The organism is Winogradskyella poriferorum, from assembly GCF_036553625.1.
Taxonomy (GTDB): Bacteria; Bacteroidota; Bacteroidia; order Flavobacteriales; family Flavobacteriaceae; genus Winogradskyella; species Winogradskyella poriferorum.
Genome location: NZ_JAZHOU010000001.1, coordinates 637,286 through 663,017, shown reverse-complemented (window position 1 = coordinate 663,017; position 25,732 = coordinate 637,286). Strand labels below are relative to the sequence as shown.

Sequence of the window (25,732 nt, the reverse complement as noted above, 5' to 3'; positions counted from 1 at the left end):
GATGATAGTTTTAAAAGTTGGTCGTTGTGTTGGTTATGGTTTCTAGTTCTGCCTTGGCATTTATTACATCTAGCATAGCTTGCAAAAGCTCTTGTTGTGCAGAATATAATTGCGTCTGTGCTTGTCTCAGCTCAAAACTAGAGCCTATGCCTTCAAAAAATTTGGTTTGGTTTTTTCGCTCAATACGTTCAGCCAATGCTAGGTTTTGTTTTTTGTTTTCGTAATCTTCTGTTGCAAACTTGTAATTGCTTTTTGCTGTATCTATTTGAAGTTTTAGTTGCTGCTCTGTCTCAGTAAGCTGATCCTTAGATTTTTCAAAATTAATTTTTGCACGTTGTGTTGCAGCACTCCTTCCGCCTGAACTAAAAATCGGAATATCGAGATTAAATCCAAACGCAGAAAAGCCTGCCCAGTTTTGTTCTTTCTCAAAAAATGTAAATTCGTCGCTAAAGCCTAAATAGCCACCATTAAGAAATGCACTTAATGTTGGTAGTGCTTTGCTCTTTTCTAATTTTAGTAGAAGTTCTTTAGATTTTGTGTCGTTTTCTGCAATTTTATAATCAACAGTTGTTGTTACATCATTATCTAAATCTAAAGCTTCTAATGAAATATTCTTTTGTGTTAATTGCTCTAAATTTTCGGTAAGTTCTAATTGAGCAGCATAGTCTATTCCTAATGTTATATTAAACATTTGATATGCAATTCCTCTTAAACGAATAGCGTTGTTGAGGTTACTTTTTAGATTAGACAATGTAATCTGTAACTGTTCAACACTTTCTTCTTCCTCCAGTCCGTTTTCATAGATTTTTGTAGTTTCAAAAAGGTTTTTCTCTAAAACTTCGATGTTTTTTTCGAGGATAAGTACACTTTCTTCAGCAAGTAGTACATTTCCGTATGCGTTGATAACATTCTTTCTTACTTCTAAATCTGTTTTCTCTTTAGCGTTTTTTGAAATTTCCAAAAACACTTTTGCAGATTGTAGCCCTACTAAATAAGAGCCATCAAAAATCAATTGACTTAAAGTGGCAGTTGCATTTACGTTTTGCTTAGTTCCGAAGATAACTTCAGAAAAACCTGGTTCAATCGGAGGGATTCCTTCAGGAGCACCTAGCTCGTCATAAAATTGGTCTAGATTTCTAATTTGGCTGTAAGGGTCAAAAAATTCATTTGGTAATAATGATACCTGCTGCTTTAAATTATTTTGATACGCAATATTAGCGTTTAATTGAGGTAAACCAGTAGCGGTAGTTTCCCATTTTTGTTGCTTTGCGGCTTCTATATCTCTTGCAGCGTTTTTAGCTTGCCTATTGTTTTCTATGGCATAATCAATTGCCTCCTGTAAAGTAAAGCTTTGAGGATGCTCTTGAGATATACCAATAGCGCCAAAAAGAAGACTTATTATTAATAAAAGCGTTTTTTTCATTGGTTATTGTTGATTTTGATTGATCTCTAAATATTTGTTTAGGTACTCTATTCCTTTAGGTGTACATATACCTCTTAAATGGTATTCTAGATAGTTGTTCATCAGCATACGCATCGAAAAATGCTCTAAAGGAAACAGTGTTTTGTCTTTTAATGCCATCATACAGTTGAAATAGATTTTTGAAATAAACTCAACATTAATATCTTCTCTAAAAAGTCCCATTTTCTTACCACGATCTAGGTTGCAACCCACGCAATCTTGCATAACGCATAGCTGTTTTTCTTTAATGTCGTGAAAAATTTTAGGGTAGTATTTCTCTAGTTGAAACTGAGGCGAAGATTTTTCGTCTTTTAAGTTTTTCATTAAAAAACGTTTAATCTCATAAATTTCTTCGATTGGATTTTTTTCTTGATCTCTAATATCCTCTATACCGCACGATATAGTTTCAAACAAAAGCATTACGGCTTCCTCAACTAAAACAGTCTTGTTTTTAAAATATTGATAAATGGTCTTTTTAGATATACCCTTAGTATTGGCAATATCATCCATGGTTACGCTCTTAAAACCGTAGTTTAAGAACATGTCAACAGCAGTCTTTAAAATTTCTTGTTTCATAATTAAGGCGCAAATCTACATTAGGAAACTTTAAAAACAAAAAAAGTTTCCATAGTTTTAATAATTTTTTAACATAGATAACATTGTCTTAAAATGTGTTTAAAGCATTATTTTTGCTTTATGCAGAATATTGAAACTTATCAAAAATCGTTTCTATCTTATTTAGAAGATTTTGTAGTAAACAAAAAGCCTAAGAATCTTTATGAACCCATAAATTATATTTTAAAACTTGGTGGTAAACGCTTGCGACCTGTCTTAACTTTGATGACATCAGAGATTTTTAATGGTTCTACAAGTGCTGCTATGGATGCCGCTCTTTCTGTGGAGGTATTTCATAATTTTTCTTTGATACATGATGATATTATGGATGATGCACCTTTGCGTAGAGGAAAAGCAACGGTTCATGAAAAGTGGGATTTGAATACAGGAATTCTCTCTGGTGATGCTATGCTCATCTTGGCATATCAATTGTTTGAAAACTACGAACCAAAAATTTTTCAGGCCTTAGCAAAATTATTCAGTAAAACGGCTTTAGAGGTTTGCGAAGGACAACAATACGATATTGATTTTGAAACTCGAAATGACGTTACAATACCAGAATATCTTAAAATGATTGAATATAAGACTGCTGTTTTGGTTGGTGCTGCAATGAAAATGGGAGCTATTGTTGCAGAAGCTTCAGAAGAAGATCAAAATTTAATTTACGATTTTGGTCGTTATCTAGGTGTCGCTTTTCAACTTCAGGATGATTATTTAGATGCATTTGGTAATCCTGAAACATTTGGTAAGCAAGTAGGAGGTGATATTTTAGAGAATAAAAAGACCTATTTATACCTCAAAACATTAGAACTGGGTAATAATGCTGAAAAAACTAGCTTATTAGATTTAATGATTAATAAAGCGTTAACTGATGACGAAAAAGTAGAAAAAGTAAAAGCACTTTTTAATGCTTCTGGTGCGGCTGACGCTACGCAATTAGCTGTTAAAGATTACACCCAAAAGGCGTTTAACGTATTGGATAAAATAAATATTTCTGAAGATAAAAAACAAATGCTTCAATTGTTTGGTGAACAATTAATGAATAGACGTGTGTAATGGCTTTGCCTGTAAATTTTGAAGATTTAATCGTTGAGGCCAACAAATTAAAGCTGTACAAAAAGTTAATAGTTCAGCTTAATAAGGATTTACTTTTTGCAAATGTAGATTTAGAATTTGATGAAGATACGTTGCCAACAAGCCTTAAGTTGGTATTGCAAGACACGGTTTTTCATCTTATTCAGCATAAATTTTCAGACTATCTTAATCTACTTTATCAAGTTGATGTTTCTGAAAAGAAAGTAAGATTGCTCGATGGAGATGATACCTTAAAGTTGTCTGAAGATATTACCTTTTTAATCCTTCAGAGAGAGTGGCAAAAAGTTTGGTATAAAAATAAACACTGAAATAGGGATACGGTATCTGAGCGCAGTCGAAGTCAAAACCAAAATCTCACAAAAGGCATCCAAGCTTGGTTTTGTATACTTTTATCTTCATCATAAAGCACGTCATACCTTATTCCAAAAGTTACATTACCACTTCGGTAACCAGCACCCAGAAACAGAGCAGGATACCAATAGCTGTCATCTACATTGCTTACAAACTGCTCATCAAAATCGCGGTTTACGTATAGCTGTTCAATTTCAGTAGAGAGTTGTAGTTCTCTGTAAGGATTAAATAAACCAATCACACTTCCGCCAACGACGGTAGATTTAAAAACGTCACGTTGAGAGCTGTACTGAAAATTTAGCCCAATGCCAGTGGCAACATAAGGACTAAAGTTATATAAAGCATTAGGAGCAATAGCACCACTAAAAAAACCATCTCCAAAGTTTAGGCCCAAACCACCGCCAAACTGAACGTTTTGCCAAAAACCATCTTCATTACTAATATCTTGGGCATTTAAAGAAAATGTAAAAAACCATAAAAGAACACTAGTTAAAATTATTTTTTTGGCAGTCTTTAATCTAAATTTTATCATCTTAATAATTCTTAATTCCTTATTTGTTATAAATATAATAAAACGCTTAGTTTATCTACTAAAAGTTGTATTTTTGAAGAAATTTTGTTGAAACGACAACGTCTCGTAAAAATAATGGATAAATATTCCTTTCTCAACGCAGCACATACAGCATATTTTGCTGACTTATACGATCAATATCTTAAAAATCCAGATGCTATAGAACCGAGTTGGCGTGCCTTTTTTCAAGGGTACGATTTTGGCTCTGAAAATTATGGAATGGATGGTGAAATAGTAGAAGGTGTGTCTGCTCAAATTCCTGAACAGCTTCAAAAAGAGTTTCAGGTTGTAAAACTTATTGATGGTTACAGAAACAGAGGTCACTTATTTACTAAAACAAATCCGGTTAGAGCCAGAAGAAAATACGCTCCAACTTTAGAGATTGAAAATTTTGGTCTCTCAAAAAGTGATTTAAATACTGTTTTTTCTGCAGGTGAAATCATAGGTATTGGCACTTCAACCTTACAAAATATTATAGATCATTTAGAGCGTATTTATTGCGATTCTATTGGTGTAGAGTATATGTATATAAGAAAACCAGAGGAAATTCAGTGGATTCAAGAAAAACTGAATGTTAATGATAATCACCCTCAGTTTTCGCCAGATCAAAAGAAAAATATTCTAAGAAAACTTAATGAAGCAGTTTCTTTTGAAAACTTCTTGCATACCAAATATGTAGGTCAAAAGCGATTTTCTTTAGAAGGAAACGAATCTCTAATTCCTGCTTTAGACGCTATGATAGAAACAGCGGCAGAATACGGAGTTAAAGAATTTGTAATGGGTATGGCACATCGTGGCCGCTTAAGTACACTTACAAATATTTTTGGAAAATCTGCAAAAGATATCTTTAGTGAGTTTGATGGTAAAGATTATGAAGAGCAGATTTTTGATGGTGATGTAAAATACCACTTAGGTTGGACGAGCGATCGCGAAACCGACTCTGGCAAAAAGATTAACCTAAGTATTGCTCCAAACCCTTCGCATCTTGAAACTGTAGGTGCAGTTGTAGAAGGTATATCTAGAGCAAAACAAGACAAGCCAGAAATTGAAGATGCTTCGCAAGTATTACCAATTGTAGTACATGGTGATGCTGCCATAGCAGGACAAGGCCTTGTGTACGAAGTTGTACAAATGGCAAAATTAGATGGTTATAAAACAAACGGAACAGTACATATTGTAGTAAACAACCAAATAGGTTTTACGACTAATTACTTAGACGCACGTTCTAGTACCTATTGTACAGATGTTGGTAAAGTAACCTTGTCTCCGGTATTACATGTTAATGCCGATGATGCAGAGTCTGTGGTACACGCAACATTATTTGCACTTCATTTTAGAATGAAATTTAAGCGCGATGTATTTATAGACTTATTAGGTTACAGAAAATATGGTCATAACGAGGGTGATGAGCCAAAGTTTACACAACCATTATTATATAAAGCAATTGCAAAGCATAAAAATCCAAGAGATATCTATGCAGAACGCTTAATTGCTGAAGGAATAATAGATAAGGATCATGTTTCTAAAATTGAAAAAGATTACAAGGATAAACTAGAGGAAAAACTAGAAGACTCTCGTAAAGTAGAAAAGACAGTTATTTCTCCATTTATGCACGAACAATGGAAAGACTTTGAACGTGTTGATGAAAGCGAAATGATGAAGCCTGTAGACACAACAGTTTCTAAAGAATTGCTTACAGACATTACAAAGGTTATTTCTAATTTACCTGATGATAAAAAGTTTATCAGAAAAATTCAACGTTTGGTAGAATCGCGTCAAACTATGTTTGATGAAAACAGATTAGACTGGGCAATGGCAGAGCATTTAGCTTACGGTACATTGTTAGCCGAAGGTTTTAATGTTAGAATTTCTGGTCAGGATGTAGAACGTGGTACTTTCTCACACAGACATGCTGTTGTAAAAGTAGAGGACAGCGAAGAAGAAATTATTTTATTAAAAAATGTGTCTGAGAGCCAAGGGCAATTCAATATTTATAACTCATTATTGTCAGAATATGGTGTTGTAGGTTTTGATTATGGTTATGCTATGGCTAGTCCTAATACATTAACCATCTGGGAAGCACAATTTGGAGACTTTAGTAATGGAGCTCAAATTATGTTAGACCAATATATATCTTCTGGAGAAGATAAATGGAAAACATCAAACGGATTGGTAATGTTATTACCTCATGGTTATGAAGGTCAAGGTGCAGAACACTCTTCTGGTCGCATGGAACGTTACTTACAGTTGTGTGCAAAGGACAATATGTTTGTTGCAGACTGTACAACGCCAGCCAATATGTTTCATTTGTTACGAAAGCAAATGAAGGCTAACTATAGAAAGCCATTAATTGTGTTTACACCAAAAAGTTTATTACGTCATCCTAAGGTGATTTCTACTGTAGAAGAATTTGCAAACGGAAGTTTTCAAACCATAATAGATGATACAAGTGCTAAAGCCGATAAGGTTAAAACTTTAGTGTTTGTAACAGGCAAATTCTATTATGATCTTTTAGAAGAGCAAGAAAAGTTAGGTAGAGAAGATGTCGCTTTAGTTAGAATAGAACAATTATTCCCATTACCAATAGATGAAATTAATAACATATTAGGTAAATATAAAAATGCTGACGATGTGGTTTGGGCACAAGAAGAGCCTAGAAATATGGGTGCTTATGGTCATATGATGATGCATTTTGATAAAGCACGCACATGGAGAGCGGCAAGTAGAAGACCATATGGTGCACCTGCAGCAGGTAGTTCTGTACGTTCAAAAATAAGACATCAAGAAGTTATCGATTACGTTTTTGATAAGAAGAAAAATAACCAAATTAGAAAATAAGAATAATTAAACCAAAACAAGGTTAAATACAATAAACGCATGATTTTAGAAATGAAAGTGCCTTCACCGGGCGAATCAATTACTGAAGTAGAAATTGCTGAGTGGTTAGTAGAAGACGGAGATTATGTAGAGAAAGACCAAGCAATTGCAGAGGTTGATAGTGATAAAGCAACATTAGAATTGCCAGCAGAGGCTAGTGGTATTATTACGTTAAAAGCTGAAGAAGGTGATGCTGTAGCTGTTGGGCAAGTTGTTTGCTTAATTGACACTAGCGCTGAGCCAAAAGCAGATGCTACAACCACATACAAAGGAGGTGACGAAGGCGGAAACGATAGTGGTGTTGAAGAGAACTTAGCGAAAGAGCAAGCTGATACTAACAAATCTGGTGAAAAAGCTCCAAATCCTGCGAAAGAAACATATGCTTCTGGTACGCCTAGCCCAGCCGCAAAAAAAATCATTGAAGAAAGAGGGTTAGATGCCAATACTATAAAAGGTACTGGTAAAGATGGCCGAATTACTAAAGATGATGCTGTAAATGCTGTACCTTCTATGGGAACTCCAACAGGAGGAAACAGAGGGACTTCTCGTAGCAAAATGTCTATGTTACGTCGTAAAGTAGCAGAGCGTTTGGTTGAAGCTAAGAATACAACAGCTATGTTAACGACTTTTAATGAGGTTAACATGACACCAATTTTTGAATTGCGTAAGCAATACAAAGAAGACTTTAAAGCGAAGCATAGAGTAGGTCTTGGTTTTATGAGTTTCTTTACTTTGGCAGTAGTAAGAGCATTAAAACTATATCCTGCAGTTAACTCTATGATAGATGGTAAGGAGATGATTTCTTACGATTTTGTAGATGTAAGTATTGCAGTATCTGGGCCAAAAGGACTTATGGTTCCGGTGATAAGAAATGCAGAAAACTTAACCTTTAGAGGTGTTGAGGCAGAAGTGAAACGTTTAGCGTTAAGAGCCAGAGATGGTCAGATCACAGTAGATGAAATGACAGGCGGTACATTCACTATCTCTAATGGTGGTGTATTTGGTAGTATGTTATCTACACCAATTATAAATCCTCCACAGAGTGGTATTCTTGGTATGCATAATATTATAGAAAGACCAATAGCTGTAGATGGTAAAGTTGAAATTCATCCAATGATGTATGTCGCATTATCTTACGACCATAGAATTATTGATGGTAAAGAATCTGTTGGTTTCTTAGTTGCTGTTAAAGAAGCATTAGAAAACCCAGAAGAATTATTGATGGATAACAATCCAAAGAAAGCTTTAGAAATGTAATTTTATTAAAGTTATCAATAAAGTAAAAAAGCGCAATTAATAAGTAATTGCGCTTTTTTTACTCCTAATAAATAGGTAACTAACTAAAATTAACTAAAAAAATTAACAGCCACATTCGCTGAAATGACTATAACAGAACTTACAATTAATAGAATCATAAATATTTTATCCCTTTTTGCAGTATTATCTTTCATTGTGTCCATAATGTTTGTTTTTTTAAAAAAGCTCTGAACTTTATTGTTCTGCCCAGAGCTTTTTGATAATATAATCTGAGGCATTGATTAATAGCTCTGTAAAATTGCAAATAATTGTAAAGCAATACTATACGTAACCTTACGTATTTTTTAATTTTTTTTGACTAATCTACAGGAATTAACTCATTTCCACCGCCACTTGGACTAACTTGAAAAAGTTTGTATCTCCATTCACCATTACCACAGTCGCAAACTGCCCTAACACCAATATTTAGTTGTCCAGAGTTATTTGGTTTAACATCTTTATAAGCAGTATCATCATAATTTCTAATAGCACTGTTTGGTATTTGCCAATCAAAAGTTACATTAAGAGAATCGTTAGCTTCGTATAATAGTGGCGCATAAACAGCCTGTAGTTTTGTCCAACGACCGACCATTAAGTCATAAGCTCCTATTTTTTCTATCGATAGCCCAGCATTGCTTGGTACACCTACCCAAACACCTTTGTCAATGGAAAAACTACTATTTGGCAAGTTTGCAGTAATTATACCAGCATATTGGTCGTTAAATGGATTTGTAGTTACTGTAACGCTCGTTGGAGTATGTGAGATTATATTTAAATTATCTGACACTGTCCATTCTACATCATCTACACAAGGATGGCTAAAGCCACTAATGTAGTATGTATACTGCTGGCTATCACAAACAGAGGTTTCACCTGTAAGTGAAGCATTACTAACACGACTAGGAAGTATACCGACTTCTATGTCTCTTGTAAGTGTAATGTTACCACATCTTTGGTTACTGTAATAGACCTCTAATGTAACCATACCAAAGTTATCAGGGTTTAGCTGATTGAGGGTAATTTCATTGCCATTTGTTGTAAACGACACAAGGTTGTCAGGGTCAGTGACAGTCCAAATTACAGTTGTCGCCACATCTGATACAGAGTATGTGCCGCTAGTACACAATATATCCTCGCCTACTATTTCTGCTTCATTTGTACAAAAAGCTGAGCAATCTTCTAAAATTGGATAATCCCCTGGTGATAATGCTTCTAGTTCCTCAGCCAACCAGTTGCCATTCCTTGGTTGAAAAGAGATATGATTATTATTAAACGGTTGGTTGGGTACATTATCTACTATGAACGCATTAAAACCAGATACAAGATTAGGATCTGATGGTACACCTCCAGAATACGATTTTAAATAGTCATCTGGAGTAGGATTATTGCCATTACTTTTTCTTATATCTAAAGCACTAACTAGGGGAATAAAGCCATAACGAGGATTAACAAAATCAATTGAAGGTACAAAACTTGGTAACTCATCTTCAAAATCCTGAAAATTTTCTACACCACCAGAAAAAGTGTCCAAAGGCAATGCATCTTGCGGAGCATAATAACTACGATTGGTAATATTAACAGTAATCCTTGGGCCTATCCATAATACACGTTTTTCATAAGATATTTTACCACGATATATTTTATTTTCAGAACCTTGAACACCATAGCTGTTAAAATTAAAATTGGTTTTCCATTTACTAAATCCAGGTATTGCACCTACAACAATCAAACCTAAGTTTGGTCTTACGAGTGTACCGACAAATATAGCTTCTAACATACCTAGCCATATTGTTGGAAAAGTGTCATCGTCTATAAAGAACAAGGCATCACCAGGATTGTAGCCGTTGTCTACAGCACATTCGTTACCGTTACTTATGGCAATATTTCTGGATAGGGCAGGCCAGCCTGTTGTGTCTAAGGTTTGTTGCCAAGACTCGTTATAAGATTTTGTTTGTATTTGGTTGCCATTTGGGGCACTAATAGCAGACCAATAGTTAAGCTGCCTAGCCGCAGCTTGGTCTTGTAAACTAAGCAACTGCGAAGGAGTCACAAAACTAGGGACTGAGGTGTTGGCTCCAAAGAAGTTTAAAAGGCCACTACCTAATTCTGCTAAGCCATAACCAATTGGTATTAAAACCTCACCGGTTAACCAACCCAATGGACTTTCTACATACAACTCTCGCATATGTAATGAGAAATGTTGTATTGATAAAGGCGTGTTGGCACCTTGCATAGGACTATCGTGGGCAATAAACAAGCGCACATCGTGAGTGTTGCCCTCATTCTCCATACGTGCTAATGTATAACGGCCAATAACGCCTCCCATACTTTGCCCTAACAATACATTGGGCTCGTTGCCAACCTTTTGCTCGTTGACCCAACCGATCACTTCCTCTAGCACACGGCTGTTAGCTTGCATATCTCCCATACCACGTACCCAATCGATGTAAATGAGGTCATAGTCATTAGCATTATTATTAGCATCAAGTAGAGGAAGTAAATCACCAGAGTTATTGATTGAACCAAGGAAGTTTTGTAAAGTAGTCTCACCACCAAAATCTTCGGGTGCGGTAAAGTTACCAGTGTCCAAGCCTTCGGCAATAATGAGTGGCCGTGTAATGTTATCATTTCCAGGAATACGGCGAATAGTAACCCATGCTGCGCTAAAAAAATTGTTGTCTTCATGGATATAGACGCGTTCGTCGTTGACAATAATAACACCTCTGGCTTGTTGCTTTTGTCGTTCTAAAACAGGGTCATCTATTTTAAACTTGCTATGGCAATACAGAGTTTGTCCATTAACTAATGTAACCTTAAACTTTAACTCATGGATTTTGTTTTCAAAGAACTGTATGGGTACAATAGTATTGTAAGGCATATTTTGATAGCCTTGACCATTATCTGCATCTAATTGAATATTGGCTATTTGGTTATTAAGATTAGAAAGAAATAACTCGTTAGGTAGTTTAAAATAAACATCTTTACTGCGGCTGTGAGCTACAGGAGGTGTTACAGCAAAGGCACGTTTGGTTTGGTAAGGGTTTTGCCAAACTCCACTAATGTATTTATCGTAGTATTTGTTATTACTAACGGTTATTTTGTTTTGTGCTAAGGCATTTTCGTTAAGTTTTTGATACTCGTATAATAAGCCAGTAAGTATATAAACACCGCTGCTGTCCTTTGTGGCATTATAGCGTTCTCTTGCCCAATTATAGGCATAACGCTCAAATAAAGGTGTATGTGTGGTATCGGCTGCCACCTTGCTCATAAATAGGGTTTTATAGATATCTCCTACTATATTGGCATTAATATAGGTAGAGTCTGTAAGTGTACCGTTATAGGCGGTAACATCGATAAACTCCATAGCATAATCCAATAGCATACCCGATTGGATTTTGTTTTTGTCGAGATTTTGAAAGATAGGGTTCACCGAGGTTTTCCATTGGTCGTCAACTTCTATTTGTGCAAGTGCAAGCGTTGGTAGCATAAATAAAAGATAAAATAGTTTTTCCATAATTTTGTAAAGTGTTTAAAGGTTAATAAATGTGTGAATCTTTATTCATTTTTAAGCCCTGTTGGCGCAGGGCTTTTATTTAGATTCCCACGAAAGTGGGAATGTTATTGTGTAAAAAAGCTGTCAAAGCGACCTTCGGTTATTTCAAAAGTCTCTCCTGTATCAGGATTAATGACTGTAAAGTTGAATATTCCTGAAACTATGTTATTTGTCAGGTCAAGTTTCGTTATTTCAAGAGTTCCAGGTTCATCAGAATTTGTCATTCCTTGAGGGCAAATACAATCAAAACTCAACAACCCATAAAAATTTCCGTTCTCACGTTCTTTAAGTTGCAATTGAGTATCTGTTTCAATAGAAGAATTTAATGAGCCAATATCAATTTGAGTGTATTCGTTTCCACTATCCTGAGCTGTAATTCCGAAAAAATACTCACCATCCACCAATTGGTAAAAACAGTTAAAGAAGCCAGAGTTGTCCACAAAGGGCTCGCCGTTAACAAGGCAGCCAAAAGTACCCTCGCCAGTTTGGGTGGCTGGTGGCAGGCAGTCTATGCCTTGGCAGTTGTTGTCATCGTTGTTGCAGCTTGTTGCGCTGAGCAATAAAAAACTTAGTAGTAATGAGATTCCTCGGCAGGCTCGGAATGACAAGTTTAGTGTTTTTTTCATAGCATTGGGATTTAGGTTTTTATTCTGTATAAAATTAATTATCAATTTAATGAGATACTATAAGTAACCTTACGTATTTTTTGAATTTTTTCATAAAAAAAGAGCCTTGGATGACTCCAAGGCTCAAATAATCCCCTAAGAACTAATTAATAGCTCGTTATTAACCCTTAATTAATAACAGTGTAAATTTCTGAAATAAAACAATGTGATAATATACGTAACCTTACGTATTTTTTAAGAAATATAGTTTTGGTTCTCTTTTGCCCAAATTAACAAGCTATTAGGTGTTTTTTCTATACCTAACTTTCTGATAGTGTTGCTTTTGTGTTTTTCTACAGTCCTTGGAGAGATGAATAAATGCTCTGCAATTTCCTTTGCAGTCTTATTTTCTACAATTAATTTTAAGATTTTGAGCTCCGTTTTTGTCAAGTTTTTTAATTCTTCAGGTCCATTATCAACTTCTATGTACGCTAAAAGTTCTGGACTAAAATAGGGTTTGTCTTTAATTACTGCAGAAATACAGTTTTCAATTTCATCCAGTGCAAACTCCTTTAATACATAACCGTAAACTCCTAAAGCTTTAGCCTCGTTATATATTTTCTCGTCTTTCTCAAAAGTAATAAGAACTATTTTTGTCTTAAGATTAGCGTTTTTACATTTTTCAGCTATTTGCAAACCTGTAAAAAAAGGCATTTTAATATCTAGAATGGCAATATCTGGAGTGTGAGCTTTTATTAATGCCAAGGCTTCTTTACCATTTTTAGCACTGGCAAGGACGTTATATTCTTTTTCGTGTAAAAAATCTTGAAGACCTTTTAGCACCAAAGGGTGGTCATCTGCAATTATGATGGCTGGATTCATAAGGCTATTAATCAACTAGGGAGGATAAAGATAAAAAGAATCTTTTAGTTAAGAAATATCTTTCAGCTTTAAGAAAAGGTATTTCTTCTCGTAATCAATTATAGCTTTCCCTTTCTTTAAAATATCTGCACCAATAATGCCATCTACAGGATCTGCATTATGATTAACGAGCCCAGTGTTAACATGAGAAAGATTAAAAAGAATTAAGGCAACTCTACTTTTTTTCCATTTCCCAATTTTTAAATTGTTGGATTTTGAAATTTGCGTAGTCATATTAGAAGCACCAGCACCAACAGCTTTTATTTCAGAATCTTTAACTCTAAGGTTAAAACGTTCTATGGCTTCAAAGCCAACACAACTGCTAGAAGCTCCAGTGTCTAAAATAAAGCGACCTTTAACTCCATTAATAGTAGCTTTAATTTCAAAATGATTTGTTTTGGTCAATTTCAGCTTTATCTTGGAGTAGCCTTTGCTCAGAAGAAAGTCTTTTAACGTTTCCATTTTCAAAATTTGTGTAAATATAAGATACTAAACCTTTATTTTTGGCAAATGATTATAACCGATACGCACACACATTTATATAGTGAAGCTTTTGATGAAGATAGATCAGCTATGATTCAGCGTGCTTTAGATGCTAATGTCTCCAGATTTTTTATTCCAGCAATAGATTCTACTTATACAGCATCAATGCTTCAGCTCGAAAAAGATTTTCCTGAGCATATTTTTTTAATGATGGGATTGCATCCTACACATGTAAAAGAAAATTATAAGAAAGAATTAGAACATGTCGAGGATATGTTATCGCAAAGACAGTTTTATGCGGTTGGAGAAATAGGAATTGATCTATATTGGGATAAAACCACACTAGATATTCAGATTGAAGCATTCAAATATCAAATTAATCTAGCAAAAAAGCATAAGTTGCCTATTGTTATTCATTGTAGAGAAGCATTTGATGAGATTTTTGAAGTTTTAGAACAAGAAAAATCAAATGATCTTTTTGGAATCTTTCACTGCTTTACTGGCACATTAGAGCATGCATACCAAGCCATATCTTATAACATGAAGTTGGGCATAGGCGGAGTAGTAACATTTAAAAATGGAAAAATAGACCAGTTTTTAAACAAAATCGATTTAAAACATATTGTTCTAGAAACCGATTCTCCATATTTAGCACCAAAACCATATCGCGGTAAGCGTAACGAAAGTTTATATATTAATAAGGTATTAGAAAAATTGTCCGAACTTTACGATACATCCGAAGAGGAGATTGCTAGAATTACTACAGAAAACTCAAAACAAGTATTTGGAATCTAAAATTATGCAAAAACCTAACATCCTATTAATATATACAGGTGGTACAATTGGTATGATAAAAGATGCCGATACAGGAGCGTTACGAGCGTTTGATTTTGATAGCATCCTAACACGTATTCCAGAGATACGTTTGCTAGATTGCAATATTGAAACCATTTCCTTCGAAGAACCTATAGATTCGTCTAATATGAATCCTAAGTTTTGGGCAGATATTGCTCAAATAATAGAAGTTAATTATCAATCATTTGATGGTTTTGTAGTTTTACATGGTAGCGACACCATGAGTTATTCTGCATCAGCACTAAGTTTTTTGTTAGAGAACTTAGAAAAGCCAGTCATCTTTACAGGATCTCAATTGCCAATAGGTGATTTAAGAACGGATGCTAAGGAGAATTTAATAACCTCCATTCAGATGGCATCATTGCAAAAAGAAGGTCTTCCGGTTATTCGCGAAGTAGGACTTTATTTTGAATACAAACTCTACAGAGGTAATAGAACCACTAAAATAAACGCAGAACATTTTGAAGCTTTTGAGTCTTTTAATTACCCAAATTTAGCAGAGTCTGGTGTACACCTTAATATTAATAATGAGTATTTATGGAGAGCAAAGTCAAAAGATCAATTAGTAGTTCGAACAAAAATGAATACCAATGTTGGTATTCTTAAACTATTTCCTGGGATATCTAAGGCATTAGTTGAATCAATACTAAACTGCAAAACACTTGAAGGATTATTATTGGAAACCTATGGAGCAGGTAACGCAACAACAGAAGAGTGGTTTGTAGATTTGCTAAAAAAAGCAATATCTAGAGGTCTCCATATCATTAATGTATCTCAATGTGCAGGAGGAAGCGTTAATATGGGGCAATATGAAACCAGTTCAAAATTAAAAACCATAGGTGTAATTTCTGGAAAAGATATAACCACAGAAGCAGCAATCACTAAATTAATGTACCTTTTAGGTGAGAAAATACCTGCTTCGGAATTCAAAAACACATTCGAAACATCACTGCGTGGCGAAATGACCTAAAATTAACGATACAAATTTTAGTGTTTGAAGTTTTTTTTGTTATTTGGCACACCGTAATTTTTGACAAAATTTAGAGAGAGGTGGCCGAGTGGTCGAAGGCGCACGCCTGGAAAGTGTGTATACTCCAAAAGGGTATCGAGGGTTCGAATCCCTTCCTCTCTGCATAGATTTTAGGCGATTTTTACATTATTTTTTTTATCTTTAACACTTTAACTAATAAAATTAAGATTAAGAACAATGAAAAGATTATTTTCTATTCTTGCCATAACATGTTTAATGGCTATCGGAACTGTTAATGCCAATGCAACAACATTAGCAACTACAACAGCAACTATTACAACTCTAACTCAAGAAGCTGAAGAACCAGCAGGTGAAGATTTGAGTTTCCATCAAGAATTAAAAAAGCGTTTTATTGAAGGTGGCCCAGGCTTTATGGGTATTGTATTATTATGTTTAATTCTTGGTTTAGCAATCGCTATTGAGAGAATTATCTTTTTAAACCTTTCAACTACAAACACTAAAAAATTAACTCAAAATGTAGAAGATGCATTAGCGTCTGGTGGTATAGAAGCTGCTAAAGAAGTTTGTAGAAACACAAAAGGACCAGTTGCCTCTATATTCTATCAAGGTTTAGATAGAGCTGACGAAGATATTGATGCCGCTGAAAAAGCTGTAGTAGCTTATGGTGGTGTTCAAATGGGTCAGTTAGAAAAGAATGTTTCTTGGATATCATTATTTATCGCATTAGCACCAATGCTTGGTTTCATGGGTACAGTAATCGGTATGATTCAGGCCTTCGATAAGATTGAAGCAGCAGGTGACATGCAGCCATCATTAGTAGCAGGTGGTATTAAAGTAGCACTTTTAACAACAGTATTTGGTCTTATTGTGGCTATTATTCTTCAAATATTCTACAACTACATCATCGCTAAGATTGATAGTATTGTAAATGATATGGAAGATGCATCAATTACATTGATGGACTTATTAGTAAGACACAAAAAATAAAAAAGACCAAATTAAATTATGTTACACAAAATATTAAAAATAGTAGCTGCTGTACTAAGTCTGGTAGGGATTGTATCCTTAGTTAGAATTATTGCAGCTGGTGATGAGGCTATCGAGACAGGCGAAAAAGCTGGTCTTGTAGAGCCAATGGCCTGGGCAGCTTACATTACTTTAGGTATTGTAATCTTGTTTGTAGTGGTTTTTATTATCAAAAATCTATTTACAAATACTTCAGGGCTAAAAAACACGTTAATAGGAATAGGAGCTTTTGCTGCCGTCTTAATAATATCTTATGTGGTATCTGGTGGAGACACAAAGTCATATAAGTTACAAGAAGGATTTGCAACAGACGGTCAATCGCACATGGTAGGAGCTGGTTTAACAGCATTCTATGTGTTAATCGTAGTTGCAGCTTTAGCAATGATTTATGCTTCTGTAAAAAAAATAATTAGTAAATAATAAGGTATGGCAAAAAGAGCAGCACCAGAAGTTAATGCAGGTTCAATGGCTGACATTGCCTTCTTATTACTTATCTTCTTCTTGGTAACTACTACCATAGAAAAAGATAAAGGTTTATTAAGAAGTTTGCCACCTATTGACGATACTGAGGTTGAGCCACCTATTATTAAACAAAAAAATCTATTTACTGTTCTTATAAACCGAAACAACCAATTGCTTGTAGAAGATGAGCAAATGGAGTTAAAGGATTTAAGACAAGCAGCCATAGAGTTTTTAGATAATGGTGGAGGAACCAATGCGGCAGGTGAACGATGTGATTACTGTAAAGGAAAGAGAGACGAGTCATCGTCTGATCATCCTGATAAGGCAATTATATCTATGAAACACGATAGAGAAACCTCGTATGAGAAATATATAGACGTACAAAACGAACTTGTAGCGGCTTATAATTTCTTAAGAGAGAGAGAAGCTAAACGTTTGTATGGTAACTTAAAAGAATACCAAGGGGTAGAAAAAGTTTACCAAGCAATGTTAGAAGAGAAAGAGAAGAATCAATTTAGTAAGGATACTATCTTAAATGGACGTATAGAGGACATTAAGAAATTATTCCCTATGAAATTGTCTGAAGCAGAACCAGATAAAAGTTAAAAAGTAACAATTATGTCAAAGTTTAAAAAAGGAAAACAAGGAGACTTGCCAGCGATTTCAACGGCGTCTTTACCTGATATTGTATTTATGTTACTTTTCTTTTTCATGGTAGCAACCGTAATGAGAGATAGCTCTCTAATGATTAAGAACAGTTTGCCTAGTGCAGACCAGGTTGAGAAGCTTAAGAAAGACAGAACGGCTTTTATTTATGCTGGTGAGCCAAGTGATCAATTTAAACAATTGGGAACAGAACCAGTTATACAGTTTAATGACAAAATCATTAAAGTAGAAGAAGTACAAGCAAGTGTATTAGAAGCACAGCGAGCTTTAACTGAAGAATTACAACCAAAATTTGTTGTAGGTCTTAAAGTTGATAAAAACACTCATGCTGGTTTAGTTTCTGATATTAAGCAAGAGCTTAGACAGGCAAATACATTAAAGGTTATGTATATTGCTAACGCTAAAGCTGAATAAAAATAGTCTTAATTTTTATATTTAAAACGTCCTGAGTAATCAGGGCGTTTTTGTTTTATTACACTTAAAGATTTTGTAGTTTTAACTTTATGAAGAATACCATTTTAATTGTTTTATTCATTTCAGGCTTTATCGGGTTTTCGCAGAAAAAAAATGATAAAGAAAAAACTGAATTATATAAAAACTACCGTGAAGATCAGTTTTATATATCAGTAACCTATAATTTACTTAACGAAAAGCCTATTGATGTAAGTCAAAGCGGGTTTTCTTCAGGTTTTCATTTTGGGTTTATTAGAGATATGCCAATTAATAAAGAACGTACAGTTGCCTTAGGTTTGGGGTTAGGACTATCTACTAATTCCTTTAATCAAAACATTGCTATTACAGAGACTAATGATAATGTTTCATTTAACATTATAAATGAGAGTGAATTAAATGTGTCTAAAAACAAGTTTACAACCTATTTATTTGAGGTGCCTCTTGAGTTAAGATGGCGAAAATCTAGCCCAACGAATTATAGTTTCTTAAGGATTTATCCAGGTTTTAAATTAGGGTATCTTTTTTATAACTCCACTAAGTTGAAAAGTGACCAAGGCAATACAAAGCTTTCTAACATTGATGAATTTAATAGGCTTCAGTATGGTTTAACATTAAGTGCAGGTTATGGTACATGGAATTTGCATGCCTATTATGGCTTAAACCCTATTTTTGAGGACTCTACAAAATTAGTCGATGCTCCGTTAAATATGACTGCTTTTAAAATTGGTCTGATTTTTTATATTCTATAACCAATATTTCATAAATAATATCTGAGGAAACAATCCTGTTATTAAACCAATAATAAGTTCTTGATTTGTGTGTGCTTTAAGGTGTAAACGTGATGTTGCAATGGCACCTATAATTATCATCATTAACGCAATTGTGCCATTTATATTAATTTTATAGTTAAGACCAACAGCTACAGCGAACATAAAAAAACCAGAAGAAGCAATCATGTGTATGCTGGCTTTAACTTTAAAAACAGCCATTATAAAACAAGCCAATGTAGAGCATAATATTCCTAAAAAGAAGTAGTACAGTTCTACAATTTCATTTGGTGTTAAGACACGTATTAAAATTAAAGTAGTTATCACGCAATTAATAAGTAGAGGAATTAAGCGTTCTTTGGTGCTCTTTAGATATATAGAATCTACTTTGTTAATGGTTTTAAGTAAGAAGAATAATAAGATGGGAAGTATTATTGTGAGAATAACTATAGAGAAAATTTTAGCATTCTGAATAGGCTTTGGAATGTATCGCGGTGTTTTGTGAAAATAAAACAAAACACCAAGTAAAGGCATAATCAAAGGATGAAAAACAAAGGATATACTTTTTAAAAGAAAATTTTTCATCCAAATAATTATAGTTCTTTTCTCAATCTAGCAACCGGAATATCGAGTTGCTCTCTATATTTAGCAACAGTACGTCTGGCAATTGGATAACCCTTTTCTTTTAAAATTTTAGAAAGCGCTTCGTCAGTTAAAGGTTTCTTTTTGTTTTCTTCTTCAATTACGGTTTCTAAAATCTTCTTTATTTCTCTTGTAGAGACTTCTTCACCTTGATCATTAGTCATCGATTCTGAAAAGAATTCTTTGATTAATTTTGTTCCGTAAGGTGTGTCTACATATTTGCTATTTGCCACTCTAGAAATGGTTGAAACATCCATTTCAATCTCATCTGCAATATCTTTTAAAATCATTGGCCTTAACTTACGCTCGTCGCCTGTAAGGAAGTATTCTTTTTGATAGTGCATAATGGCACTCATGGTAACAAAAAGTGTCTGCTGACGTTGTCTTACCGCTTCTATAAACCACTTTGCAGCATCTAGTTTTTGCTTTATAAATAGCACGGCATCTTTCTGTGCTTTAGATTTTTCTTTGGTGTCCTTATAGCCTTTAAGCATATTGCTATATTCTCTGGATACATGTAGTTCTGGTGCATTTCTGCCATTAAGGGTAAGTTCTAATTCACCATCAACAATTTTAATAGCAAAATCTGGGACAATATGTTCTACAATTTTGTTGTTACCAGCGTAAGAGCCACCTGGTTTTGGGTTAAGGCGTTCTATTTCTTCAATTGCATCTTTGAGCTGCTCTTCATCAATACTAAATTTTTGCATTAATTTTTTGTAATGCTTTTTAGTGAATTGTTCAAAGGCCTTGTCAATAATCTGACTTGCTAATTCAACATCTGGATTTTGCTCTTTTCTACTTAATTGGATACTTAAACATTCTTGTAAATTACGAGCACCAACACCTGCAGGATCTAGTTGATGGACAACTTTAAGTACTTTTTCAACTTCTTCTACAGAAGTAAATACATTTTGAGTAAATGCTAAATCATCTGTAATATCAGATAAAGAGCGTCTTATGTAACCGCTTTCATCCACACTACCGACTAAGAAATAAGCAATTTCTTCTTCCTGTTCAGATAGTCTAAAGGTATTAAGTTGGTTGATTAAATGTTGTGTAAACGATGTTCCTGCTGCGTATGGCACACTCTTTTCTTCATCGTCTGAGCTATAATTGTTGGCCTGAGTTCTGTAGTCTGGTATTTCATCATCACTAAGATACTCATCGATATTAATATCATCAGCCTCAATAGAATCGTTATCGTTGTAATCATCAACAGAGTTGTCAAACTCATCAAAATTATCATCAGAAGGCTCATCTTTTCCAGTATCTAACGCAGGATTTTCTTCAAGTTCTTGCTTTAAGCGTTGCTCAAAAGCTTGAGTAGGAAGCTGAATCAACTTCATAAGTTGAATTTGCTGTGGAGACAGCTTCTGGGATAACTTAAATTGTAAATACTGTTTTAGGGACATTGAAATTTCTGTTGAATATAAAAGTAAGAAAAAAACCTGTGAGGTAACTTATACCTTACAGGTTTAATATTATTTTTAGAACTCTGCGTTTTGCGGTGTTCTTGGATAAGGAATAACGTCTCTAATATTACCCATTCCTGTTGCAAACATTACGAGCCTTTCAAAACCAAGACCAAAACCAGAGTGTACAGCTGTACCATATTTTCTAAGATCTAGGTACCACCATAATTCTTCTTCTGGTATATCTAGCGCTTTCATTTTTTCTTTAAGAACATCTAAACGTTCTTCACGCTGAGAGCCACCTACCATTTCACCAATGCCTGGGAAAAGGATATCCATTGCCCTTACGGTTTTTCCATCTTCATTTAAGCGCATATAGAAGGCTTTAATGTTAGCAGGATAATCGAATAAGATTACAGGACATTTAAAGTGTTTTTCAACCAAATAACGTTCGTGCTCAGATTGTAAGTCTGCTCCCCATTCTTCAATGATATATTTAAATTTCTTCTTCTTGTTTGGTTTACAGTTTCTAAGGATATCTATAGCTTCTGTGTAGCTTACACGTTTAAAGTTGTTTTCTACAACAAACTTAATTTTATCTATTAAGTTCATTGGGCTACGCTCTGCTTGAGGTAGCGACTTTTCAGCATCTTGCAAACGCTTGTCTAAAAACTCTAAGTCTTCTTTGTTGTTTTCAAGAACGTAGCTTAAAACAGACTTCATAAAATCTTCTGCCAAATCCATGTTACCAGCCAAGTCCATAAAAGCCACTTCTGGTTCTATCATCCAGAATTCAGCTAAGTGACGAGACGTATTTGAATTTTCTGCTCTAAAGGTTGGTCCAAAGGTGTATACTTTGCCTAAAGACATTGCAAAAGTTTCAGCTTCTAATTGTCCAGAAACAGTTAGGTTGGTTTCTTTTCCGAAGAAATCTTCTTTATAATTTACATCACCATCTTCTGTTAATGGTGGGTTTTTTGGATCTAGAGTGCTTACTCTAAACATTTCACCAGCACCTTCTGCATCACTACCAGTTATTATTGGTGTGTGCATGTAATAGAACCCATTTTCGTTAAAATACTTGTGAATAGCAAAAGATAACGAAGAACGTAAACGCATTACAGCGCTAAATGTATTAGTTCTAGTACGTAAGTGAGCGTTTTCTCTTAAAAACTCAAACGTGTGTTTTTTTGGTTGAATAGGATAAGTTTCAGCATCAGAGTCACCTAAAACTTCAAGCGCTTTTACTTGTATTTCTACAGATTGGCCTTTTCCTTGGCTTTCTACCAATTCGCCAGTGATATGAACAGCAGCACCAGTAGTGATGCGTTTTAGCAATGCTTCATCAAAATTTTCAAAATCTACAACACATTGAATATTATTTATGGTAGAACCATCATTTAAAGCAATAAATCGGTTAGCTCTAAACGTTCGTACCCATCCTTTTACGGTAACATCTTGTAAGGTCACATCTTGTGAAAGCAGTTCTGCTACAGTTTTTGTTGTCATTTTTTAAATATTTTGAATGCTAAGATAATTTTTATTCTTTGTTTTTTGAGTTCTCGTCTGAATCATCTTCCGAAGGAATGATATCTATCGTTGGTTTACGCAGTACTTCTTTGTTGGCAATATTACGTTCTAATGATAATAATAACGATGGTAATAACAATAAATTAGATAACATGGCGAACAATAATGTTATTGAAACCAAAGCTCCTAAAGCTACTGTACCACCAAAACTAGAAATGGTAAATACAGAGAATCCGAAGAACAGAACAATTGAAGTGTAAAACATACTTACGCCAGTTTCTCTTAACGCAGCGTAAACCGATTTTTTAATCTTCCAGTGGTTGGCTTGCAATTCTTGTCTGTATTTTGCCAAAAAGTGAATGGTATCATCTACCGAAATACCAAAAGCGATACTAAATACTAATATTGTTGAAGGCTTTATAGGTACACCTAAATAACCCATTAAACCAGCTGTAACTAACAATGGTAATAGGTTAGGGATAAGTGATACAATAATCATTCTAAACGAACGGAACAAATACGCCATAAATAGCGATATAAGTATAATGGCAAGCGTTAATGAAATAACAAGGTTTCTTACAAGGTATTTTGTGCCTTTTTGAAACACTAAAGCTTTACCTGTCATAGTAACTTCATAACGCTCTTTAGGAAAAACTTTATCTATTTTATTTTGAAGATTTTCCTGAATGCGTTCCATTTTATCCGTACCAATATCTTTCATAAAGGTAGTAATACGTGCATATTGCCCTGTACTGTCTACAAAATTCTTAAGCAAATCTACATCAGATGATGAGTTTTTAGCATAAGACAAAATGAAACTGTTTTCTTGGCTGGTTGGTAATTGGTAATATTTAGGGTTGCCGTTAAAGTAGGCTTGCTTACTATATTTTACCAAGCTTACAACAGATATTGGCTTAGACAATTCTGGTGTTTCTTCAATAAGTTCTTCAAGCTCATTAATGCGTTTTAAGGTCGCTAATTTCATAACGCCTTTTTTGCGCTTTGTATCTACCATTATTTCTAAAGGCATAATGCCATTAAACTCTTCTTCAAAAAAACGAATGTCTTTAAAGAATTGTTTGTTTTTTGGCATATCTTCAATCAAGCTACCAGATATTTTCATTTGATTAATACCTATCATACTTGCCATGATAAGTATAAATGCAGTGACGTAGATGGTAATACGTTTGTGTTTTACCATACGTTCCATCCAATCTACAAAACCACCAATCCAACGTTTATTTAAGTGTTCTAAATGACGCTCTTTCGGATAAGGCAAAAACGTGTACATTATCGGAATGATAAGTAAACAGAGTATGAAAATTGCCAGAATACTGAGCGATGCTACGATACCAAATTCCTTTAGCAGTTTACTTTCGGTTAAGATAAACGTTGCAAAACCAGAAGCGGTAGTAACATTAGTCATTAAGGTAGCATTACCAACTTTGGTAATAACACGTTGTAGCGACTTTACTTTGTTACCATGCGATTTTACCTCGTGCTGATATTTATTAATTAAAAAGATACAGTTAGGTATACCAATAACAATAATTAACGGTGGAATAAGAGCCGTAAGCACTGTAATTTCGTAACCAAGTAAACCAAGGATTCCAAAGGTCCACATCACACCAATACAAACAACAATTAGTGATATAAACGTAGCTCTAAAAGATCTAAAGAATAAAAAGAAAATTAACGAAGTCACAAACAAAGCTGCTCCAATAAAAATCGGAATTTCGTCAACAATGTTTTGAGAATTTAATGTTCTGATGTAAGGCATACCAGACACCTTAACATCTAGCTTAGGATGTTTTGCTTCAAATTCTTGTATTCTTTTTTCAAGAATATTTATAATAAAGTCTTTTCTGGCAGAGGTGTTAACAATCTCTTTCTTTAAATAAATTGCAGTACGAAGTGTCTTGTTTTCTGCATTAAATAAAAAGTTATCGTAAAATGGATATTTCTTAAAAAGGTCTTCTTGTAGTTTGTTTATTTCATCAAGACTTGATATAGAATCTTTTATGAACGGAACTAAATCAAACTGTTTCTTTTCATTGTTCTTTACCAGTTTTTGAAGATCTTTTATTGAAAGCACAGTTTCAACTTCGTCATAAGGTTTAAAGGACTCTGCAAGGTTGTTCCAGGCATTAAACTGATTAACCGTAAATACGCTAGAATCTTTAACTCCTAAAACAATGAGATTGCCTTCTTCACCAAAGACTTCGAGGAAATTATTGTAGGTTAGGTTAACTTCATGATCGTCAGGTAACATATTAGCTTCAGTGTAAGTAAAGCGCATATGTTTCCATTGCATGCCCAAGAACACAGTCGTCGCAATTATGACTAAAAGAATGAAGATTTTGTTACGGAGAATAATTCTTGCAACACCTTCCCAAAATCCTGTGGTCAATAGTTTAAACATGTATAATTTTCTACCTCTTTAAATAGCAAATAATGCCTTAATTTGAAACGAGCCGCAAAGGTAGAAAAAACCTAAGGATTAGCTAAGGAATTAACACTAATATAATAGTTGAAATAAATACGAGGAATACAGAAATAGCCTAATAGAAATTACGGTTAGTCTTTTTGCTTTTCATCCGTCTTTTGTATTGCCATTTCCACGTTAATTTATGCCAATAGCGTTTAATTTTATTGTGACGCCAATTAATATTAAATTTTACGTCTTTCTTAGCCCAAGGCGGCAAAGGTATTTTAATATTAAAGGGAGGGTATTCACTAACTTTATAATTTAGGTCTGAGTCATTTCTAAATCGTCTAGAACAAAGTAACCTAACAATAGTTTTCTTTTTGGATGATTTGTAAACTTCCATATCAATCCAAAGAGGAACTAATCCAGAATCATATAATAAATCTACAGTTCTTGCTAATGGTTGGTGTTTTCCTTCAAGCGTATTAATTTCTATTAATCTCTTTAGTTCATCATTATTTAAATGATCACTTATTAATCTTGAGCTTGGTTCAATTAGATATTCAACATTATTAGAAATCAAATTTTTAACTGAGTTACTTGTAAAATCAATCAGCCTTTTAGTAGATTCTATTAACCTATATTGAAATTCCTCTTTGTTCACGACT

23 protein-coding genes and 1 tRNA gene are annotated in these 25,732 nt (G+C 34.2%); 12 read left to right on the top strand and 12 right to left on the bottom strand.

What is annotated here, in order from left to right:
* Positions 1–10 precede the first annotated feature (10 nt).
* Together V1468_RS03045 and V1468_RS03040 are read right to left on the bottom strand one after the other, a co-directional pair.
* A complete protein-coding gene (locus V1468_RS03045) occupies positions 11–1,423 on the bottom strand; it encodes a TolC family protein (RefSeq protein WP_331808779.1) in 1,413 nt (470 codons plus the stop codon).
* A 3-nt stretch (positions 1,424–1,426) separates the two neighbouring features.
* Positions 1,427–2,038, bottom strand: coding sequence for a TetR/AcrR family transcriptional regulator (locus V1468_RS03040; protein WP_331808778.1), 612 nt, complete (start codon positions 2,036–2,038; stop codon positions 1,427–1,429).
* 120 nt (positions 2,039–2,158) lie between these two features.
* Here V1468_RS03040 and V1468_RS03035 point away from each other — a divergent pair, with 120 nt between their 5' ends.
* Together V1468_RS03035 and V1468_RS03030 are read left to right on the top strand one after the other, a co-directional pair.
* A complete protein-coding gene (locus tag V1468_RS03035) occupies positions 2,159–3,133 on the top strand; it encodes a polyprenyl synthetase family protein (RefSeq protein WP_331808777.1) in 975 nt (324 codons plus the stop codon).
* Positions 3,133–3,480 carry a hypothetical protein gene (locus V1468_RS03030; protein ID WP_331808776.1) on the top strand — a complete coding sequence of 116 codons (348 nt, stop codon included), beginning with the start codon at positions 3,133–3,135 and terminating at the stop codon, positions 3,478–3,480. The genes V1468_RS03035 and V1468_RS03030 overlap by 1 nt, the downstream gene beginning before the upstream one ends.
* A 32-nt stretch (positions 3,481–3,512) precedes the next feature.
* Here V1468_RS03030 and V1468_RS03025 read toward each other — a convergent pair whose 3' ends face one another.
* A complete protein-coding gene (locus V1468_RS03025) occupies positions 3,513–4,055 on the bottom strand; it encodes an alpha-ketoglutarate decarboxylase (protein WP_331808775.1) in 543 nt (180 codons plus the stop codon).
* Between the two features lie 114 nt (positions 4,056–4,169).
* Between V1468_RS03025 and V1468_RS03020 the strand changes: the two genes are divergently transcribed.
* Both V1468_RS03020 and odhB read left to right on the top strand, forming a co-directional pair.
* Complete coding sequence (locus V1468_RS03020; RefSeq protein WP_331808774.1) at positions 4,170–6,932, top strand: 2-oxoglutarate dehydrogenase E1 component; 2,763 nt, start codon at positions 4,170–4,172, stop codon at positions 6,930–6,932.
* Positions 6,933–6,971: 39 nt separating this feature from the next.
* Positions 6,972–8,228 carry a 2-oxoglutarate dehydrogenase complex dihydrolipoyllysine-residue succinyltransferase gene (odhB, locus tag V1468_RS03015; protein WP_331808773.1) on the top strand — a complete coding sequence of 419 codons (1,257 nt, stop codon included), beginning with the start codon at positions 6,972–6,974 and terminating at the stop codon, positions 8,226–8,228.
* Positions 8,229–8,586: 358 nt separating this feature from the next.
* On the opposite strand, the gene V1468_RS03010 is transcribed toward odhB, so the two are convergent.
* From V1468_RS03010 to V1468_RS02995, 4 genes are all read right to left on the bottom strand, one after another.
* On the bottom strand, positions 8,587–11,781 hold the full coding sequence (locus tag V1468_RS03010; protein ID WP_331808772.1) for an alpha/beta fold hydrolase: 3,195 nt from the start codon (positions 11,779–11,781) through the stop codon (positions 8,587–8,589).
* 104 nt (positions 11,782–11,885) lie between these two features.
* Positions 11,886–12,446: a hypothetical protein gene (locus V1468_RS03005; RefSeq protein WP_331808771.1), complete on the bottom strand. Its 561-nt coding sequence runs from the start codon at positions 12,444–12,446 to the stop codon at positions 11,886–11,888.
* 234 nt (positions 12,447–12,680) lie between these two features.
* Positions 12,681–13,307, bottom strand: coding sequence for a response regulator transcription factor (locus V1468_RS03000; RefSeq protein WP_331808770.1), 627 nt, complete (start codon positions 13,305–13,307; stop codon positions 12,681–12,683).
* Positions 13,308–13,355: 48 nt separating this feature from the next.
* Positions 13,356–13,808 carry a retropepsin-like aspartic protease gene (locus tag V1468_RS02995; protein WP_331808769.1) on the bottom strand — a complete coding sequence of 151 codons (453 nt, stop codon included), beginning with the start codon at positions 13,806–13,808 and terminating at the stop codon, positions 13,356–13,358.
* 48 nt (positions 13,809–13,856) lie between these two features.
* Here V1468_RS02995 and V1468_RS02990 point away from each other — a divergent pair, with 48 nt between their 5' ends.
* The 8 genes from V1468_RS02990 (at position 13,857) to V1468_RS02955 (ending at position 19,031) form a co-directional block, all read left to right on the top strand.
* Positions 13,857–14,624: a TatD family hydrolase gene (locus V1468_RS02990; RefSeq protein WP_331808768.1), complete on the top strand. Its 768-nt coding sequence runs from the start codon at positions 13,857–13,859 to the stop codon at positions 14,622–14,624.
* Between the two features lie 4 nt (positions 14,625–14,628).
* Positions 14,629–15,654, top strand: coding sequence for an asparaginase (locus V1468_RS02985; RefSeq protein ID WP_331808767.1), 1,026 nt, complete (start codon positions 14,629–14,631; stop codon positions 15,652–15,654).
* 74 nt (positions 15,655–15,728) lie between these two features.
* Positions 15,729–15,816: transfer RNA gene (locus V1468_RS02980), tRNA-Ser, on the top strand.
* Positions 15,817–15,891: 75 nt separating this feature from the next.
* Positions 15,892–16,662, top strand: a complete 771-nt coding sequence (locus V1468_RS02975; RefSeq protein WP_331808766.1) for a MotA/TolQ/ExbB proton channel family protein — start codon at positions 15,892–15,894, stop codon at positions 16,660–16,662.
* A gap of 18 nt (positions 16,663–16,680) precedes the next feature.
* Positions 16,681–17,121 (top strand): hypothetical protein, encoded by a 441-nt coding sequence (locus V1468_RS02970; RefSeq protein ID WP_331808765.1) that lies wholly within the window; start codon positions 16,681–16,683, stop codon positions 17,119–17,121.
* A gap of 6 nt (positions 17,122–17,127) precedes the next feature.
* On the top strand, positions 17,128–17,769 hold the full coding sequence (locus tag V1468_RS02965; RefSeq protein ID WP_331808764.1) for an ExbD/TolR family protein: 642 nt from the start codon (positions 17,128–17,130) through the stop codon (positions 17,767–17,769).
* Between the two features lie 12 nt (positions 17,770–17,781).
* Positions 17,782–18,243 (top strand): ExbD/TolR family protein, encoded by a 462-nt coding sequence (locus tag V1468_RS02960; RefSeq protein ID WP_331808763.1) that lies wholly within the window; start codon positions 17,782–17,784, stop codon positions 18,241–18,243.
* A gap of 89 nt (positions 18,244–18,332) precedes the next feature.
* Positions 18,333–19,031, top strand: coding sequence for a porin family protein (locus tag V1468_RS02955; RefSeq protein WP_331808762.1), 699 nt, complete (start codon positions 18,333–18,335; stop codon positions 19,029–19,031).
* Here V1468_RS02955 and V1468_RS02950 read toward each other — a convergent pair.
* The 5 genes from V1468_RS02950 to V1468_RS02930 all read right to left on the bottom strand — a co-directional run bounded on the left by V1468_RS02950 (position 19,026) and on the right by V1468_RS02930 (position 25,728).
* A complete protein-coding gene (locus V1468_RS02950; RefSeq protein ID WP_331808761.1) occupies positions 19,026–19,634 on the bottom strand; it encodes a hypothetical protein in 609 nt (202 codons plus the stop codon). The two genes, V1468_RS02955 and V1468_RS02950, sit on opposite strands and share 6 nt — an antisense overlap.
* A gap of 8 nt (positions 19,635–19,642) precedes the next feature.
* Positions 19,643–21,106, bottom strand: coding sequence for an RNA polymerase factor sigma-54 (gene rpoN / locus V1468_RS02945; protein ID WP_331808760.1), 1,464 nt, complete (start codon positions 21,104–21,106; stop codon positions 19,643–19,645).
* 75 nt (positions 21,107–21,181) lie between these two features.
* Positions 21,182–22,615: an asparagine--tRNA ligase gene (gene asnS / locus V1468_RS02940; RefSeq protein WP_331808759.1), complete on the bottom strand. Its 1,434-nt coding sequence runs from the start codon at positions 22,613–22,615 to the stop codon at positions 21,182–21,184.
* Positions 22,616–22,646: 31 nt separating this feature from the next.
* Positions 22,647–25,058, bottom strand: a complete 2,412-nt coding sequence (locus V1468_RS02935) for an efflux RND transporter permease subunit (protein ID WP_331808758.1) — start codon at positions 25,056–25,058, stop codon at positions 22,647–22,649.
* A gap of 139 nt (positions 25,059–25,197) precedes the next feature.
* Positions 25,198–25,728, bottom strand: coding sequence for a hypothetical protein (locus V1468_RS02930; RefSeq protein ID WP_331808757.1), 531 nt, complete (start codon positions 25,726–25,728; stop codon positions 25,198–25,200).
* Between the last annotated feature and the right edge of the window lie 4 nt (positions 25,729–25,732).

Bases quoted from the DNA above. Each gene is read 5' to 3' on its own strand.
- V1468_RS02950 (WP_331808761.1), bottom strand. From the start codon at position 19,634: ATGAAAAATTTTCTTTTAAAAAGTATATCCTTTGTTTTTCATCCTTTG.
- V1468_RS03045 (WP_331808779.1), bottom strand. From the start codon at position 1,423: ATGAAAAAAACGCTTTTATTAATAATAAGTCTTCTTTTTGGCGCTATT.
- V1468_RS03010 (WP_331808772.1), bottom strand. From the start codon at position 11,781: ATGGAAAAACTATTTTATCTTTTATTTATGCTACCAACGCTTGCACTT.
- rpoN (WP_331808760.1), bottom strand. From the start codon at position 21,106: ATGTCCCTAAAACAGTATTTACAATTTAAGTTATCCCAGAAGCTGTCT.
- V1468_RS02995 (WP_331808769.1), bottom strand. From the start codon at position 13,808: ATGGAAACGTTAAAAGACTTTCTTCTGAGCAAAGGCTACTCCAAGATA.
- V1468_RS02965 (WP_331808764.1), top strand. From the start codon at position 17,128: ATGGCAAAAAGAGCAGCACCAGAAGTTAATGCAGGTTCAATGGCTGAC.
- V1468_RS03005 (WP_331808771.1), bottom strand. From the start codon at position 12,446: ATGAAAAAAACACTAAACTTGTCATTCCGAGCCTGCCGAGGAATCTCA.
- V1468_RS03030 (WP_331808776.1), top strand. From the start codon at position 3,133: ATGGCTTTGCCTGTAAATTTTGAAGATTTAATCGTTGAGGCCAACAAA.
- V1468_RS03035 (WP_331808777.1), top strand. From the start codon at position 2,159: ATGCAGAATATTGAAACTTATCAAAAATCGTTTCTATCTTATTTAGAA.
- V1468_RS02955 (WP_331808762.1), top strand. From the start codon at position 18,333: ATGAAGAATACCATTTTAATTGTTTTATTCATTTCAGGCTTTATCGGG.
- V1468_RS02990 (WP_331808768.1), top strand. From the start codon at position 13,857: ATGATTATAACCGATACGCACACACATTTATATAGTGAAGCTTTTGAT.
- V1468_RS03025 (WP_331808775.1), bottom strand. From the start codon at position 4,055: ATGATAAAATTTAGATTAAAGACTGCCAAAAAAATAATTTTAACTAGT.
- odhB (WP_331808773.1), top strand. From the start codon at position 6,972: ATGATTTTAGAAATGAAAGTGCCTTCACCGGGCGAATCAATTACTGAA.
- V1468_RS02985 (WP_331808767.1), top strand. From the start codon at position 14,629: ATGCAAAAACCTAACATCCTATTAATATATACAGGTGGTACAATTGGT.
- V1468_RS02975 (WP_331808766.1), top strand. From the start codon at position 15,892: ATGAAAAGATTATTTTCTATTCTTGCCATAACATGTTTAATGGCTATC.
- asnS (WP_331808759.1), bottom strand. From the start codon at position 22,615: ATGACAACAAAAACTGTAGCAGAACTGCTTTCACAAGATGTGACCTTA.
- V1468_RS03000 (WP_331808770.1), bottom strand. From the start codon at position 13,307: ATGAATCCAGCCATCATAATTGCAGATGACCACCCTTTGGTGCTAAAA.
- V1468_RS02960 (WP_331808763.1), top strand. From the start codon at position 17,782: ATGTCAAAGTTTAAAAAAGGAAAACAAGGAGACTTGCCAGCGATTTCA.
- V1468_RS03020 (WP_331808774.1), top strand. From the start codon at position 4,170: ATGGATAAATATTCCTTTCTCAACGCAGCACATACAGCATATTTTGCT.
- V1468_RS03040 (WP_331808778.1), bottom strand. From the start codon at position 2,038: ATGAAACAAGAAATTTTAAAGACTGCTGTTGACATGTTCTTAAACTAC.
- V1468_RS02935 (WP_331808758.1), bottom strand. From the start codon at position 25,058: ATGTTTAAACTATTGACCACAGGATTTTGGGAAGGTGTTGCAAGAATT.
- V1468_RS02970 (WP_331808765.1), top strand. From the start codon at position 16,681: ATGTTACACAAAATATTAAAAATAGTAGCTGCTGTACTAAGTCTGGTA.